This is a genomic window from Allopusillimonas soli, from assembly GCF_004153445.1.
Classification (GTDB): Bacteria; Pseudomonadota; Gammaproteobacteria; order Burkholderiales; family Burkholderiaceae_B; genus Allopusillimonas; species Allopusillimonas soli.
The window spans coordinates 392782-407925 of the sequence record NZ_SDQC01000004.1 but is presented as its reverse complement, the minus strand read 5'-3'; the positions used below and the strand labels follow the sequence as shown (position 1 = coordinate 407925).

The following is a 15144-nucleotide window of genomic DNA, read 5'->3' as shown; positions in this document are numbered from 1 at the left end:
ACTGTCCTGATTGTCTTATGAACTCGAAACTATGCGCAGCAAGCTTTTTGTCCCCGGCTCCCGCCCCGAACTCTTTGCCAAGGCTTTTGCAGGCTCGGCCGACGCGATATCGCTAGACCTGGAAGACTCGGTCAGCCCGAACCGCAAGCTGCAGGCCCGGCAGGCAGTGCGCGCCTGGCTGGATGAACTGGCGCGCACCCCCGATATGAAAAACGGCAAGAAAGTGATTGTTCGCGTCAACGCGGCCGACACACCTTACTTCGAGGAGGATATACGTGCCGTGACGCACGCTGCGGTCGATGTCGTCAATCTTCCCAAGCCCGACGGCGCCGCATCGGTTCGCGAGATATCGGCGCTGATGGCCGGGCAGGAAACTGCACAAGGCCTCACGAACACGATCGGCCTCCTGCTCAATATCGAGACGCCCCGCGCCTTGCGCATGGCGGCCGAACTGGCTGCCGCGGATGAGCGCGTTGTGGGGCTGCAACTGGGCTTGGCGGATCTGTTTGAACCGCTGGGCATAGACCGATGTAGCCGGAGCGCCGTCGAGCAAGCCATGTTTACGGTAAGCATGGCAGCCGGGGAGGCAGGCATCTATGCGTACGACGCGGCCTACTCCGATATCGCGGACAAACAAGGCTACACGGCTGAGGCGGAACTGGCACGACGCATGGGCTTTGTGGGCAAGACCTGTATACACCCCAGTCAGGTCGAGCTGGCCAACAATGTATTTCAACCGTCGCAAGCCGACATCGAGTTTGCGCGGCGCGTACTGGCGGCCGAGGTGCAGGCCCGCAAGGAAGGCAAGGGCGCCTACACCGTGGACGGCAGAATGATCGATGCCCCCTTTGTCCGCCGCGCCGAGGCGCTGCTGCACGCCATCGGAGAGCTGCCGCAGGCACTGCGGCACAACGGCTGAAACACAAGCCGACTTCATACCGTATTCATTTCCAGCTTCATGTCTATGCCCAACACTGAAACCAAACAAGACGTTGTGTCCCATCTGCCGGAGCGCGTCGGCGCGTCGGGTCCCCTGACCGGCATTCGCGTGCTGGATCTCAGCGCATATATCGCCGGCCCTTATGGTTGCGCGCTGCTGGCGGATCAAGGCGCCCAGGTCATCAAGATAGAACCGCCAGCCGGCGACAATTTGCGCAAGTATCCTTCCACCCTGGAGGATGAAAGCCGCGCTTTCCTGGGTGTCAACCGCAGCAAGCTGGGCATCGTGCTGGACCTCAAGAAGGATGAAGGTCTGCAGCGTCTGCGTGCCCTTGTCAAATCCGCGGATGTGCTGGTGCATAACTTCAGGCCGGGCGTACCGGCCAGGCTGGGCATCGATTACGAGCAACTGTGCGCTATCAACCCCCGTCTTATCTACTGTGCCCTGACCGGTTATGGCGACGAGGGCCCACTGCGCACCAAGGCAGGCTACGATCAAGTTCTACAGACGCTTACCGGCATGTGCGTGCTGCAAGGAAAACAAGACGGCCCGCCCGAAGTCCTTTATGGGTCGGTCGTTGATTACTACGCCGCAGCGCTGCTTTCGGGCGCCGTCTCCTCGGCCCTGTATGAGCGTGAGCGTAGCGGCAAAGGGCAGTATGTCGGCGTCTCCTTGTTGCGTGCAGCACTTGCGATGCAATCGGCCCGCCTGGTCTGGGCTGATTCCGAGCCGCGCGACAAGGGGCGCGACATGCGCTCCGGCGGCATTACCGGCATCCATCCCACCCGGGAAGGCTATTTGTACATTTCGGCCAATACGCCGCATTTCTGGAAAGCGTTATGTGAAAAGACCGGCATGACCGATATCCTAGCCAACGAGCGCTACGACAGCGTGCGCAAACGCGCGGCACATCAAGCAGAGATAGTTCCCCGACTGCATGAGGCGCTGCGCGCGTACAGCGCGCTGGAGTGGGAAGCGCGCTTCGGCGACGAAGTACCCTGCGCGGCCGCCCGCACGGTCGAGGACATGTTCGACTTCCCGCAAGTCGCAGCCGAGGACATGATTGCCGTCTACCAGCACCCTGTCGTGGGGCGCTATCGTGGTTTCAAGCGGGCGATGGTCTTCGGGCGCACGCCGGGTCCGGAGCCCTTCGCCGCGCCCATGCTCAACGAGCATGCCGATCAGATCAATGCGGAAGCAGATCTCCTGCACGATAGGCATTGACATGGCACCCGCCTCAAAAAACTTTCCCAACTCCGCGGCGGCTCGTATGCCGAACACGGCTGCGCCCACAGATGCCTGCGACGCGCATATCCATATCTACGAACAGGGCTCGGAGAGGCGAGCAGCGGCCGTGGAAAATGCCGACGTCGCACAGTACCGCCAGATACAGGCGCTGCTTGGCACACGACGGACGGTCGTGATACAGCCGCGCGTCTACGGCACCGATAACTCGGTTACCCTGCGCGCCATCGCCGCGCTCGGCGCTGCCGATACGCGTGGTATTGCTGTGATTGCTCCGGATATCGATGACACAGCGCTTCATGCCTTGCATGAGGGCGGCATTCGAGGCATACGTTTCAGTTTCCACGCGCCGAATGAAAACGCTGGCGGCTTCGATGTCGTTGAAGCGCTTGCCCACAGAGTGCAGACCTTGGGCTGGCATCTGCAGCTGCATTGGACCGCCAGCCAGATTGTTGAGAACGCGGCCATGCTGCAGCGGCTACCAGGCCAGATTGTTTTTGACCACCTGGGCAGGCTGCCTTTGGCGGAAGGGACATCACATCCCGCATTCAGCGTCGTACGGCGCCTGCTGGAGGATGGGCGAGCCTGGCTCAAGTTGAGCGGCGCCTATCTAAACACCCGGCAAGGCATGGGTGGCTACCACGACGTTGACGATATTGCCCGTGCCTGGATCAGGGCGGCTCCCACGCGTCTGGTATGGGGGAGCGACTGGCCCCATGTGACCGAGCCGGCGCGCAAGCCGGATGATGCGGAGCTTTTTGATTTGCTTGCGCGCTGGTGCGGCGACTCGCAGGTGCTTGAACGTATCCTGGTCGACAACCCCGCCCGTCTTTATGGCTTCGACGACGAATAATCGTCGCTTACTCAGTAGTACTCACAATATCTACACCAGGGAGATACAGTATGACACTCAAAACCTTCACCTTCGCGGGGCTCGCCGCGCTCACGCTTGCGCTCGGCGGCACCGCGGCCCATGCCGCCGGATACCCCGACAAACCGATCACGCTTATTGTGCCGTTTTCAGCGGGCGGGGGTGCCGACAATGCCGCCCGCATCATTGCTCACGGCATGGAAGCGGTGTCGGGACAAAGCATAGTGGTCGAGAACAAGGCGGGCGCCAGCGGCTCCATTGGCGCGGCCCAGGTTGCCCGCTCGGCGCCGGATGGCTACACCGTGCTTTATGACGCGTCGTCCTTCGCCATCAACCCGGTCCTGCGAAAGCTGCCCTATGACGCGGACAAGGATTTCATCCCGGTCTCTCAGGCCGTGGTAGTGCCCAATATTCTTGTGGTGGCGCCAGATTCGCCCTATAAGTCGTTGGGCGATCTTATCGCAGCGGCAAAGGCGGAGCCCAACCAGCACACCTATGCATCGTACGGCCCTGGAAGCCTGGCCCAGATGGCTGCCGAGCTTCTGAAGAAGAATACCGGCATAGAGATGGTGCATATTCCCTACAAGGGGGGCGCACCGGCCATGGTGGATGTCATGGGAGGCCACGTGGAAACCTATTTTGCCAATGCAGCCTCAAGCCTCAACTATGTCACTTCCGGAAAATTGCGTGCTCTGGCTGTGACCTCGGAAAAGCGTATGCCCGAGCTGCCTGACGTGCCCACCGTTGCAGAGTCTGGCGTCCCTGGCTTCAGTGTCTACGAATGGAATGGATTCTTTCTTCCCAAGGGCACGCCTGATGAAGTCAAAGATAAGCTGTACAACCTCATCAAGGAGACACTGGAGAATCCCGAGACCAAGGAAAAGCTTGGCCATCTCGGTCTTACCACCGTCGGCAGCACACCGGAAGAGTTCGCGGCGTTCCTTCATTCCGAGGAGCAAAGGTGGCGCGACGTGGTGAAGGCAAACCATATCTCCCTGGACTGAAAGCAGTAGCCAGGCCAGCCCAGTGCCCGTTGGAGGCCGCGCTGTCGATATCAGCGCGGCCGAGCGCGCAGCAGCAGGCGTGTGAGGACGGTAAGATGAGGAAACTCGAGCAACATCCCCATGACCAGTGCCGCGTAGATCAATGGCTGACCAGGCAGCGCCGCCATGGTTACGGTAAGCATAAGTGGCGCGTTGCGGGCGGCGACCGTCATTGTAAGCAGGGCGTGTTCGGGGTAGGAGTAGCGGCAAATGCGGCCTACGGCTTCGCTTAGTAGGTAAGTTGCTGCAAAGAACACAAAAACGGCGGCCAGCAATCGGGTGAAAACCATCGCATGTGTCTGAATGACAGCCACATTGGCGCCAAATATTTCCAGCACCAGTAGGGCCAGGCATAGGGGTACGGCCTTGTCCGCATACCGCTGCAAGCGGCGCAAGGTATCGAGACCAAGCAAGGTAGACAGCAAGCCGCTCAGCACCACAGCCAGCAGTAACGGCAGCATAAACCACCGCAGCATCGTATCGCTGATGACTGCCGCGTCTACATGCACTACATTGTGGGAAACCAACTGGAGATAAAAGGGGTACAGCAGCAATTGCGCGGCCATGTTCAACGGTATCAGCGCCGCACCCAAGGCCACGTTGCCACCGGCCAGCCGCGTGAATCCCAGGAACCAGTCTGTGCACGGCGACATAAAGTAGATGGCCAGCCCTATCTGCATCCATGGATGCATGTCCAGAAAAAGGCGGGAAATGCCGTAGCCTATTGGCGGCACGAGCAGGAAGTTGACCAACAGCGCCACGCCGATAAAGCGAAGGTTTCTGAATGCAGTCACGACAGCGTCGGCACGTACGCCAAAGAACAATAGAAAAATGAGTGCCAGCAAGGTGGCATCGATGTGCCCGCCCAGCCAGCGTCCAGCTTCAGGCAGCACCTGTCCAACCGCAGCCCCGATAAACACCGCAGCCAACAGCAAAAAGGAAACGCCGGTTTGGGCAAGATGCGCCGGGCGCATCAGCATTCGCAGCCTTCGCAGCACTCGCTATTGCCGAAGGGACCCCATGCGCCCACGCCAACCTGCAACGCCTGTGAATCGAGGCCAAGGCACTGGGCGATGCTGTGCGCGATAAGGCCAAAGCGCTGGCGGAACTTGTATATGAAGCAGTAGATGCGCGTGTCGTGCCTGACCTGGGGCCCGATTAGGAACAGCCCCGGCGTGCGTGTGGATTCATCGGCTTCGCTAAGCACAATGCGGTTATCCCCATCCCATTGCCAGAGCCCGGCAATCTGGCGGGCGCCGCCGCCTTTGACGAAGCCCGTGCCAAGGATGGGTGGCTGTGGGACATCCCAGTAACGACCATCGGAGGCATGGACACGAAACCCGATACCCTGGCCCTGCGTAACCCGGATCACATCCACGCCAAAGAGAATTTCCAGCCTGTCGCTGTCGACCTGCCGGTGAAGCCGTTCGCGGCTGTATGGAGACAAGGACAGGCTTGGATCGTAAGTGCTCTGTGGGTCCCAGGAAGACTTGCGGACCAGCAGCCGTACGGCGCATCCTTGCGCGGCAAGATTGACGGCGGCATCCACGCCGCTTTCGTAGCCGCCTATGACCGTATGATGCGTGCCCGCGACGGCTTTCCAGCTGTTTACCTGCGCATAGTGGAGGCACCATTGCGCGCCAGGAAAGGGATCGAGATCAGGATATTGGTACTCGCCAGTGGCCCAAATGAGGAATCGCGCACGCAGTTGGCCCTGGGGCGTTGAAAGCCTGAAGCCTTGGCTGCGTTCAAGGGCCGCAACGTGTTGCACTGGGCAATTCTCGACGACCGGCAGCTCATGCCCTTTGGCGAGGAATGCGAGATAAGCGGCGAATTGTTCGCCGCTGGGGTGCTCGGATCCGGAGAAAATTGCGGGCGAGGACAGCTCGTTGACGGCATTCAGGTCGGCCATCCCGAAGGGGTTGCTGTAAAACGAAGGCGTGATGAAACGTGTTTCAGCGGGCCATCGGTGAAAAGACTCTCCGATACGTCCGGCTTCCAGAACGCCAAACCGGAGCCGAGGGATTTTCTGAAGCGCCAGCGCCATGCCGATTCCGGCGGCGCCGGCACCGACCACAACGACATCCAGCGCCCGCATCACGCGCGCCTGTTGCGGGCACCGCCCTGGCGCGCCTTGAAGCGCGGATTGCTTTTACAAATGACATAAAGACGGCCGCGCCGGCGCACAATCTGGCAGTCGCGATGGCGTTTCTTGGCGTCTTTGAGGGAGGACAGAACTTGCATGATGGCGCTTCCTGGGAAACTGGCGGGAACACCGCGCATAGCGGCGAAGGAACGTGGGGTATGAAATAAATGTTATGTTATAACATAACATATGATGTTTATGCCAGCCACGCTGGTACGCGCCGGCGCGGCCGCGCCCCAGGCGCAAGACGGTATCGGCTTGCTAGCGCGCGTTCAGCAGGCTTGGCAGCTCAATCGCAAACCGGACGGGATCCGCTGCTGCAGCCCTGGCGTAAGTGCCACGAACGGCGTCGGCAATGAGCCGAGCCGTGTTGCTTTCCTCCGCCATGGCCGAGTAATAATTCATGTCCTTTTCCGCGTTGGACATGGCAAAGCGCAGAGAGGATGTGTCGTGCCGCAGCAGATAGGGCGTCAGGCGTTCCAGGGCGGCGCCCCCTCCCCCGCCGGCCGCAAGTACGTCAACGAAAACGGATGGGTCCATGCCAGCCTGTGCCGCACATGCCGCCGCCTCCGAGATCAGTGCAATCGTTCCCAGCGATACATAGTTGTGCAGCAGTTTCATGCGATGACCCGATGCCACTGGACCAACGTGGGTAATGCCTTCGGCGAAGGTGGCCAGCAAGGGGCGGATCTCCTCGAAGAGGTCGGTATCGCCGCCAACGAGCAGATTAAGACGGCCTTCTGCCGCTTCGCGAGGCGTACGCGTCATGGGCGCATCCATGAAGCGGCCGCCTTTTTCCTGGACAAGGGCGGCAATGCGCTGCGTGGATGAAGGAATGGCCGTCGAGCAATCGATCACCACAGCCCCTTCGGATAGCCCCTCAAGAACGCCGCCCTCCTTGAGCAGAACATCTTCAACTTGGGGAGATCCGGTTACGCAAAGAATCACAATATCGGCATTCTGCGCAAGCTCACGTGCGCTGCGATAGATTTTTGCGCCGCCCTCGAGCAAGGTGTCGAGTGGCTGGTTTCCCGGGTGCTCCAGCACACCCAGCGGATAGCCCGCCTTCCGTACATTGCTTGCAATACCCATTCCCATCAGACCCACGCCCACCATTCCGATTTTCTTCACGCTCTACTCCTTGTAGCCGCCAACGGGCAAACCGCCCTTCAACACTCCAGATGAAGGAGTGTATGGTATCTGTTCATGACACCGTTCTGATTCTATATTTTCCAGCAGCTGTGGCATCGTTCCATGGGGAAACCAGACTTCATGACTTCCATGCATCAAGGCCGACAGGGTCCGCTTCAGAATATCGCTTCGCGTCTCGATGATTTGACATGGTCTCGCTGGCATACTCGCGTCGTACTGGCGCTGGGCGTTGCCTGGATGCTCGACGGCCTGGAGGTCACGCTGGTGGGCTCCTTCGGAAGCGTGCTGGAGCGCCCCGAAACACTGGCGCTGTCGGCATCCGAGGTGGGGTGGGCAGGCTCCCTGTATGTCGGCGGTGCGGTGCTTGGCGCCCTGATATTCGGCCGGATGGCCGACACGCTCGGACGCAAACGCCTGTTTCTGGCGACGCTGACCTTATATATGGCCGCCACCCTGGCCACCGGATTGTCCTTCGATGCCTGGTCTTTCATTTTGTGCCGATTCGTCACTGGGCTGGGCATAGGCGGCGAGTATGCCGCGATCAATTCCGCCATCGACGAATTGGTGCCCGCGCGCGTGCGAGGGCGGGTCAGCCTCGCCATCAACGGCAGCTTCTGGATAGGCGCCGCGCTGGGTGCGGGTCTGAGCCTGCTGCTGCTGAATGAGAACTGGCTTGCGATTGCCTGGAGCTGGCGCCTTGGATTCATTGCCGGCGCGGTGCTGGCGCTGGCCATGGTGCTGGTTCGCCGCCATGTACCTGAAAGTCCGCGCTGGCTGGCGACGCACGGCAGGGAGGACGAGGCATTGCGCATCGTGGCAGACATCGAGGGGGCGGCACGACGCACAGCCGCCCATCCGCCCGGCGCGGACCATCCTGCCGGGCCGCCGCATTCGCGCCCTGTTCCCACGGTTGCGGCGCAGCGCGGGAAAACGGGCCACAGCGAGGCGCCTGCGCTGCGCGAAGTGATGTGGATACTGCTCCGGGTATACCGGCGCCGCAGCCTGGTTGCGCTGGCGATGATGGTGTCGCAGGCATTCTTCTACAACGCCATATTCTTCACCTATGCGATGGTGCTCACCCGTTTTTATAATGTGCCGGATACGCGTGTTGGTTTGTATATATTCCCGTTCGCCCTGGGAAATGTGCTGGGACCCTTGATGCTGGGCCCGCTTTTTGACCGCGTGGGCCGACGCAAGATGATAGCCGCCACTTATGTGCTGGCGGGGCTGGGCCTGGCCTTCACCGGCTGGGCATTTCTGCACGGATGGCTGACCGCGCGCGGACTGGCGCTGTGCTGGTCGGCAGTCTTCTTTCTGGCGTCGGCGGCCGCCAGTTCGGCCTACCTCACGGTAAGCGAGGTGTTCCCCCTTGAAATGCGCGCGGTGGCGATCTCCCTTTTCTATGCCGTTGGCACAGGCGCGGGTGGATTTGCCGGCCCAGCGCTATTCGGCGTCTTGATTCAGCACGGCAACGCAGAGGCGGTTGCAGCCGGATATCTGTTTGCCGCCCTGCTGGTGATAGCCGCCGGGGTTGCTGCCTTGTTCTATGCGGTCGATGCGGAGCGCCGCCCCCTGGAGGATATTGCACCGCCGTTGGCAGCCATGCGAGCCAGCGGGTGCAGCCACAAAGAATGAAGCAGCCGGCAACGCCACGAACAGTCACCCCGAGACGGCAACGCGGCCGGCAGTGCACGCATTGCAGGCCGCGCAAGGACGGTATTCTCAACGTCCCTCTGAACTGCCGGGTAGATTCGCGCGTACGAGCCGCCCGGCAATGGATTCAACCATGGGAATCGGCGGCAAGTCATCTCCGGGGCCAAACCAGCGCGCATCGGCGATTTCATCCTCCTGTATGCGCACGTCGCCGCTTTCATACTCGGCTGTAAAGGCGATCATCAGCGAATGCGGAAAAGGCCAGGACTGGCTGCCAAAATAGCGCAGATCCCCGACTTTGAGACCAACTTCCTCATGCACCTCACGATGAATGGCTTGCTCGATACTTTCCCCCGCCTCGACAAAGCCAGCCAGTGCGGTATAGCGCGCCGTGGCATAGGTGGCATGCTGGGCAAGCAGGATATTGTCGCCGCGTTTGATCAACACCATCATCGCCGGGGATATACGCGGATACGCGACAAAGCGGCACGACGGGCATCGAAAGCATAACTCCGCATCCGATTCGATCATGGGCGTGGCGCATACGCCGCAATAGCGATGGGTGCGCACCCACTCTGCAACCTGGAATGCCCTGCCGGCAAGGGCAGCGGTGTCGCCCAACTCCGACAGCAATGCGCGCAGCTTTCTGAATGCGTGCCCTGGCGGCGGCTCGACATCCCGTGCGACATGGCAGGTTCGGCAGTCGGGATCCCGGCCCAGCCATACGGGGTGCAAGCTTTTGGCCTGCAGACCCAGCAGGTCACAGACGGCGTCGTCGGGCAGCATGGCGCTTGCGTCCCGCACCAGCATTTCATCGCCGCGAAATATGAAGTTCACGATACGTCCTTGTTTGTATTCTTGAAGGAAAGACCCGGCACCCGTTCTTCCGGCTCGCGCCGCTGTTTGCCGCCATGGCCTGACGATATTCTAGTATTGGCTGCCGTCCGTTAGCGAACCGCGCGCGGTTCGCTGCCGTTTAATGCACCGGCGGATGTCGGGGTAAGATGATCAGTCCGAGCAAAAGCATACAAGCATGACCCAAAACCTGAACGCCGCGCTGCGCAGGCAATCGCGCCTGCCGCTGTCGCTCAAGATCAAGTACGTACTGCGTTCGCGCCTGGAACGCGGCGAATGGCCCGTGGGTGCGCGTATTCCCACGCTGCCCGAGTTGATGCGGGAGTACGGTGTTTCGCGCGCCACTTTGCGCGCGGCGCTGGATGAGCTCGAAGCCGAAGGCCTTATAGAGCGCACACGCGGCAAAGGCACTTACGTCATAGGCGATGCGGCCAAGGAGCACTGGCTTATGCTGCCGACAGACTGGAAGAGTTTGGTCAAGCATATCGAGCACTTACGGGTGCGCTTCGATGTGCTGGAAACCGGTCTCGGCTCCTTGCCGCCGGAGCTGGCAGACGCGCACGTGGCGTCCAGCTACTGGTGGTCCATGCGCGTGAATTGGACAGACTCACTGCCGTACAGCTTGAACACCGTGTATGTGGCCAGCCGACTGGCCGAACGCCAGCTGGAACGCTTTGAAACAGAGCCCGTGCTGCCTGTTCTGGCCCGCCATTTCCGCAGCGAACTGCGCACTGCCACGCAAGTGCTGACCATACGCGGCGCGGACGCCACGGCAGCTCGCCACCTGGATGTCGAGATCGGTGTTCCGGTCGCCCAGGCGCTGCGGGTTGCCAAGAACGCACGCGGAGAAACCGTCTATGCGGCCAGAGTGCTCTATCCGGCCAAGTATCTGTATATCGAGACACACTTCCACCCTTTTGACGAGTGATCAGGCCGTGCAAATAGTGATGCCGGGCGCCTCGCATTATCAGTACATACCCTGAGCCACCCGGGCAAGACACAATTTTCCTTCCCCATTTCGTTGACATTTCAAGCAGTTTCTTTAAAGTACTAAAAAACGGACTTTATGATTTATAAAAGCGCTTTATCGGGAGACTGTCTTGAGAATCACGATGCTTGGTACCGGCGCAGCATTGCCGGACCCCGACCGGGCCCAGTCGTCCATACTGGTGACACTGGATAACGGCCGCAATTTTTTGTTTGACTGCGGGGAAGGCTCCACACGTCAAATGGTCCGGGCCAATATCAATCCCGCCGACGTGCCCTGGGTATTTCTTAGCCATCTGCACTACGATCACGTGTGCGGCCTGCCATTTTTTGTTCTGTCCAGTTGGGTATTCAACCGGGAAGGCAGACTGGCCGTCTTCGGGCCAAGAGGCACGCAGGATTTTGTCGATCATTCCTTTGAAAAAGGCGCCTTCAAGCTCGATATCCAGGCGCGGGCGTCCTACGCGGTGCGCCAGAAGAACATGCAGGCCATACGTCCGGAAGTGACGGAGGTTGCGCCAGGGCTGATGTACCAGGACGAGGATGTCAAAGTGCATATTGATCTGGTGGACCACATTCCGACCGAGATCACCGACTGTTTCGGCATCCGCTTCGAAGCCGAAGGCAAGGTCATTGCCTTCAGCGGAGACACGGCACCGTGCGAGTCAATGGTACGGCTGGCGCAGGATGCCGACCTGCTGATACATGAATGCACCTTTCCCGAATCCTTTTTGGCACACCGGGCCAAGTCGGGTGTGGGCACCTATGCCCATACCAGCCCGCTGCAGCTCGGGCAGATCGCATCCAGAGCAGGGGTCAAGAGCCTGGTGGCCACGCACTTCGGCCATTTCGACTCAACCAGTCCGGTCATAAAACGAGCGGCGGGCAACCACCTTCCGATTGATCTGATGGGTCCGGACAGGCTGGATGAGGTAGCGTCCGATATACGTCAACATTATTCGGGCGAGTTGCGACTTGCGCACGATCTGATGCGTATCGACCTCTAGCCATTTCACGTCCGTCAACGCAATCACAGGAGGCCAGCATGCTGAACAAAATTTTGTCATTCAAGGTATGGCTCGCGGCAGTGCTGCTGGCCGGCGCAAGTGGCGCAGCCTATGCCGCATATCCCGACCAGCAGCCCATACGCGTTGTGCTCCCTTATTCCCCTGGCGCAGCCAGCGACATCGTCATGCGTGTCATACAGCCATTCCTTGCCGAAGAGCTGGGGCAAACCATCGTGCTGGAATACAAAAGCGGCGCGGGCGGAAATATTGGATCACAGTATGTGGCGCGTGCGGAACCCGATGGCTATACCTTGCTGCTGGGCGCCACCAACAACTTCGTCATCAATCAGTTTCTGTATAAGGATATGGGCTACGACCCGCTCAAGGATCTTGCCCCTGTGACAAAAGTGGTGGATGTACCGGCATTCATTTACATGAATACGCAGGTTCCGGCAAAGAATTTTGCGGAGTTCAAGGCATATGCGCATGAGCATCCGGGAACGCTGAACTACGGTACGCCGGGCGCCGGCACAACACCCGCGCTGTCTGGCTGGATGCTTTCCGAAGCAATCGGTGGCAAGATGGTAGCCGTGCAATATCGTGGCTCGGGGCCTGGAGTCCAGGCGCTGTTATCCAATGAAATTCAAGTCTATATCGGCGGATACGGCATCGCTGCATCCTATCTTTCCACTGGCAAGATTGTGCCGCTGGCGGTGGCCGCACAGAAGCGCTTCGAGGCGCTCCCCGATGTGCCGACGACCCATGAACTGGGAATCGGCCAGGCAGTAGTCAGTAATTGGTGGGGCCTTGCCGCACCTGCAGGCACCAGTCCGGACATCATTAATACGCTCAATGCGGCCATGCAGAAAGTGCTCGCCAACCCAGAAGTGGAAAAAAAGATGACCCGACTTGGTTTTGTCGTCAACCCCAGTTCGGCGGAACAGTTTCAGCAGAATCTGGCCAAGGAAGCACCCTATTGGCAAGACGTCATCAACAAGGCAGGTGTGAAAATCAATTGACAAGGCCCGTCATGCATCATCGGCGAATCGGCGCGGGTCGCGGCCCGGCATTATTTCTGCTGCATGGATTTGCTTCCTCGGGCGCCTTCTTCGCCGACATGGCTGGCCGGCTTTCCCATCACTACGACGTGATCATGCCAGACTGGCCTGGCTTCGGAGCGTCGTCGATACAGGCGCCACTCGCATCGATAGGCGACTTCGCCAAAGCCGCACTCTGCCTGGCCGATCAGTTGCAGATACAGCGGTTCTTTGTCCTGGGCCACTCCATGAGCGGCTTTGTCGTGCAGCAACTGCTGCTTGAGCACGCCGATCGGCTGCATGGCGCAATACTTTATGGCGCGGGCCTGAAGGTACATGCCGCAAGACGATTCGAGAGTCTGGAGGAAACATTGCGCCGCCTGGAAAGCCTGGCGCCCGCCGAGCTTGCGCGCGACACGATTCGGCACTGGCTTGCCCAGCCCGAGGCAAATACAGACCTGTTCGATGCGTGCCTACGGGCAGCGCAAGGCATGACGCGGCAAGCCGCCGTGCATGCCGTCCGCGCATTTGCGCAGGCAGATTACACGGGATGCCTGGATCAAGTCGAAACGCCGGCCCTGATCATACTCGGCGAGGCGGAGCGCAGCCATCCGCCCTCGAGCGCGCTGGAGCTTCAGCGCGCCCTGCCCCATTCACATCTTGCCATATTGCCTTTCAGTGGCCATGCCGCGCATCTCGAGCAGCCGGTATTATTCGAGCGAGCGCTGCTGGCTTTCCTGCAGGCGGGCCAGTCCTTGCCATAGCAGGCCCCGCACTCACCGACATGCGGCACACACTGGCCCGCTTTTCCCGGCTACGCCTTGCGCTGTTTATAAACGTCATCAAGCGCGCGCGCGAAGCGGCCGACCATGTCGTGGACTTCCTCGCGCGTGATGATCAGCGGCGGGCAAAAGGCAATGGTGTCGCCGATGGCGCGCACGATCAGGCCGTGCTCGTGCGCGCGCTCATACAGCGGCGCGCCTATCGTGCCGACCGGTTCGAAGGGCCGATGGCTTTCCTTGTCTGCCACCATTTCAACCGCTGCGATCAGACCCACGCCGCGCACTTCACCTACCAGCGGATGGCCGGCCATGTCGCGAAGCGCCTGCTGCAATACCTCGCCGGATTCGGCAGCATTCTGGACGAGGCCACGCTCTTCGATAATGTTCAGATTCTCCAGGCCGACAGCCGTGGCAACAGGATGGCCGCTGGCCGTGTATCCATGGCCGAACGTTCCGAGCTTGCCGCTGTGGCTGGATACCACCGACGCGACTTTATCATTGATGAGGACTGCCGCCAGGGGCTGATAGGAAGACGAAATCTGCTTGGACAGCACCATGATGTCGGGCTCGATGTTGAAGCGTTCCGAACCAAACAAGGTGCCCAGGCGGCCAAAGCCCGTGATAACCTCGTCGGCAATCACGAGCATGTCGTACTTGCGGCAGACGGCCTGAATCTTGTCCCAGTATGTGCGTGGCGGGACAATGACCCCTCCCGCCCCCATAACCGGCTCGCCAATGAACGCGGCCACTGTCTCCGGCCCCTCTTTCAAGATCAGCGCCTCGAGGTCCTCGGCCATGCGCGTGGCAAATGCTTCCTCGGACTCGCCAGGCCGGGCGCCGTGGTAGTAATGCGGACAGCTTGTATGTTTGATCCGAGGCAGCGGCAGGTCGAAATCGCGATGATTGGCCGGCAGGCCAGTCATACTGCCCGATGCAACCGTCACGCCATGGTAGCCCTTCTCCCGGGCGATGATCTTCTTTTTTTCCGGGCGATCAAGGGCATTGTTGTAGTACCACACCATCTTGATGACGGTGTCGTTGGCCTCGGAGCCCGAATTGGTGAAAAAGGCGCTAGCCATGCGGCCCTGCGTGTAGCCGATAAGTTTCTCCGCCAGCGCAATCGATGGTCCATGCGACTTGTGCGTGAAGGTGTGATAGTAAGGCAGCTTCTGCATCTGGCGCGTGGCAGCCTCCACCAGGCGCGGCTCGCCGAAACCCACGGCAACGCTCCACAACCCGGCCATGGCTTCCAGATATTTATTGCCCTGATCATCGTACACATAGATGCCTTCTCCACGTTCGATAATCCGCGGCCCTATGGACTGGTGCTTGACCGCATTGGTGTAGGGATGCAATTGATATTGCACATCGCGCTGTTGCGCATCGGTCAAAGTGGCCATGGCTGTGTCCTGTATCTCAAATAGAA

The 15144-nt window shown here is 60.0% G+C and carries 15 protein-coding genes; 9 read left to right on the top strand and 6 right to left on the bottom strand.

All coding sequences use genetic code 11. The features are described 5' to 3' along the window. Positions 1-31 precede the first annotated feature (31 nt). From ERD78_RS14760 to ERD78_RS14745, 4 genes are read left to right on the top strand one after another with little or no spacing between them, the layout of a single operon-like run. Positions 32-919, top strand: coding sequence for an HpcH/HpaI aldolase/citrate lyase family protein (locus ERD78_RS14760; RefSeq protein ID WP_129970072.1), 888 nt, complete (start codon positions 32-34; stop codon positions 917-919). A 45-nt stretch (positions 920-964) separates the two neighbouring features. Next, positions 965-2164: a CaiB/BaiF CoA transferase family protein gene (locus tag ERD78_RS14755; RefSeq protein ID WP_129970071.1), complete on the top strand. Its 1200-nt coding sequence runs from the start codon at positions 965-967 to the stop codon at positions 2162-2164. Position 2165: 1 nt separating this feature from the next. Then, a complete protein-coding gene (locus tag ERD78_RS14750; RefSeq protein ID WP_180029215.1) occupies positions 2166-3038 on the top strand; it encodes an amidohydrolase family protein in 873 nt (290 codons plus the stop codon). A 50-nt stretch (positions 3039-3088) separates the two neighbouring features. Further along, entirely contained in the window at positions 3089-4060 is a 972-nt protein-coding gene (locus ERD78_RS14745) for a tripartite tricarboxylate transporter substrate binding protein (protein WP_129970070.1), read from the top strand. A 50-nt stretch (positions 4061-4110) separates the two neighbouring features. Here the strand turns inward: ERD78_RS14745 and ERD78_RS14740 are convergent, their stop codons facing one another. The 4 genes from ERD78_RS14740 to ERD78_RS14725 form a co-directional block, all read right to left on the bottom strand. Then, positions 4111-5079, bottom strand: coding sequence for an arsenic resistance protein (locus ERD78_RS14740; RefSeq protein WP_129970069.1), 969 nt, complete (start codon positions 5077-5079; stop codon positions 4111-4113). After that, positions 5073-6197: an NAD(P)/FAD-dependent oxidoreductase gene (locus ERD78_RS14735; protein ID WP_129970068.1), complete on the bottom strand. Its 1125-nt coding sequence runs from the start codon at positions 6195-6197 to the stop codon at positions 5073-5075. The genes ERD78_RS14740 and ERD78_RS14735 overlap by 7 nt, the downstream gene beginning before the upstream one ends. Next, positions 6197-6343: a type B 50S ribosomal protein L36 gene (gene ykgO, locus ERD78_RS14730; protein ID WP_129970067.1), complete on the bottom strand. Its 147-nt coding sequence runs from the start codon at positions 6341-6343 to the stop codon at positions 6197-6199. Before ykgO ends, ERD78_RS14735 begins: the two co-directional genes overlap by 1 nt. 163 nt (positions 6344-6506) lie before the next feature. Beyond that, a complete protein-coding gene (locus ERD78_RS14725; protein WP_129970066.1) occupies positions 6507-7376 on the bottom strand; it encodes an NAD(P)-dependent oxidoreductase in 870 nt (289 codons plus the stop codon). A 141-nt stretch (positions 7377-7517) separates the two neighbouring features. Here ERD78_RS14725 and ERD78_RS14720 point away from each other — a divergent pair, with 141 nt between their 5' ends. After that, positions 7518-9032 carry an MFS transporter gene (locus tag ERD78_RS14720; protein WP_180029214.1) on the top strand — a complete coding sequence of 505 codons (1515 nt, stop codon included), beginning with the start codon at positions 7518-7520 and terminating at the stop codon, positions 9030-9032. A gap of 87 nt (positions 9033-9119) precedes the next feature. On the opposite strand, the gene nudC is transcribed toward ERD78_RS14720, so the two are convergent. Then, a complete protein-coding gene (gene nudC / locus ERD78_RS14715) occupies positions 9120-9887 on the bottom strand; it encodes an NAD(+) diphosphatase (RefSeq protein WP_167668946.1) in 768 nt (255 codons plus the stop codon). Positions 9888-10083: 196 nt separating this feature from the next. On the opposite strand from nudC, the gene ERD78_RS14710 reads away from it, so the two are divergent. The 4 genes from ERD78_RS14710 (at position 10084) to ERD78_RS14695 (ending at position 13700) form a co-directional block, all read left to right on the top strand. Further along, entirely contained in the window at positions 10084-10833 is a 750-nt protein-coding gene (locus ERD78_RS14710; protein WP_129970065.1) for a GntR family transcriptional regulator, read from the top strand. 172 nt (positions 10834-11005) lie between these two features. After that, positions 11006-11899, top strand: coding sequence for an MBL fold metallo-hydrolase (locus ERD78_RS14705; protein ID WP_129970064.1), 894 nt, complete (start codon positions 11006-11008; stop codon positions 11897-11899). Between the two features lie 38 nt (positions 11900-11937). After that, positions 11938-12918, top strand: coding sequence for a Bug family tripartite tricarboxylate transporter substrate binding protein (locus tag ERD78_RS14700; RefSeq protein ID WP_129970063.1), 981 nt, complete (start codon positions 11938-11940; stop codon positions 12916-12918). An 11-nt stretch (positions 12919-12929) separates the two neighbouring features. Continuing rightward, positions 12930-13700, top strand: a complete 771-nt coding sequence (locus tag ERD78_RS14695) for an alpha/beta fold hydrolase (RefSeq protein WP_129970062.1) — start codon at positions 12930-12932, stop codon at positions 13698-13700. Between the two features lie 50 nt (positions 13701-13750). Here the strand turns inward: ERD78_RS14695 and ERD78_RS14690 are convergent, their stop codons facing one another. Further along, entirely contained in the window at positions 13751-15118 is a 1368-nt protein-coding gene (locus ERD78_RS14690) for an aspartate aminotransferase family protein (protein ID WP_129970061.1), read from the bottom strand. Between the last annotated feature and the right edge of the window lie 26 nt (positions 15119-15144).

Bases quoted from the DNA above. Each gene is read 5' to 3' on its own strand.
- ERD78_RS14760 (WP_129970072.1), top strand. From the start codon at position 32: ATGCGCAGCAAGCTTTTTGTCCCCGGCTCCCGCCCCGAACTCTTTGCC.
- ERD78_RS14755 (WP_129970071.1), top strand. From the start codon at position 965: ATGCCCAACACTGAAACCAAACAAGACGTTGTGTCCCATCTGCCGGAG.
- ERD78_RS14750 (WP_180029215.1), top strand. From the start codon at position 2,166: ATGGCACCCGCCTCAAAAAACTTTCCCAACTCCGCGGCGGCTCGTATG.
- ERD78_RS14745 (WP_129970070.1), top strand. From the start codon at position 3,089: ATGACACTCAAAACCTTCACCTTCGCGGGGCTCGCCGCGCTCACGCTT.
- ERD78_RS14740 (WP_129970069.1), bottom strand. From the start codon at position 5,079: ATGCTGATGCGCCCGGCGCATCTTGCCCAAACCGGCGTTTCCTTTTTG.
- ERD78_RS14735 (WP_129970068.1), bottom strand. From the start codon at position 6,197: ATGCGGGCGCTGGATGTCGTTGTGGTCGGTGCCGGCGCCGCCGGAATC.
- ykgO (WP_129970067.1), bottom strand. From the start codon at position 6,343: ATGCAAGTTCTGTCCTCCCTCAAAGACGCCAAGAAACGCCATCGCGAC.
- ERD78_RS14720 (WP_180029214.1), top strand. From the start codon at position 7,518: ATGACTTCCATGCATCAAGGCCGACAGGGTCCGCTTCAGAATATCGCT.
- ERD78_RS14710 (WP_129970065.1), top strand. From the start codon at position 10,084: ATGACCCAAAACCTGAACGCCGCGCTGCGCAGGCAATCGCGCCTGCCG.
- ERD78_RS14700 (WP_129970063.1), top strand. From the start codon at position 11,938: ATGCTGAACAAAATTTTGTCATTCAAGGTATGGCTCGCGGCAGTGCTG.
- ERD78_RS14695 (WP_129970062.1), top strand. From the start codon at position 12,930: ATGCATCATCGGCGAATCGGCGCGGGTCGCGGCCCGGCATTATTTCTG.
- ERD78_RS14690 (WP_129970061.1), bottom strand. From the start codon at position 15,118: ATGGCCACTTTGACCGATGCGCAACAGCGCGATGTGCAATATCAATTG.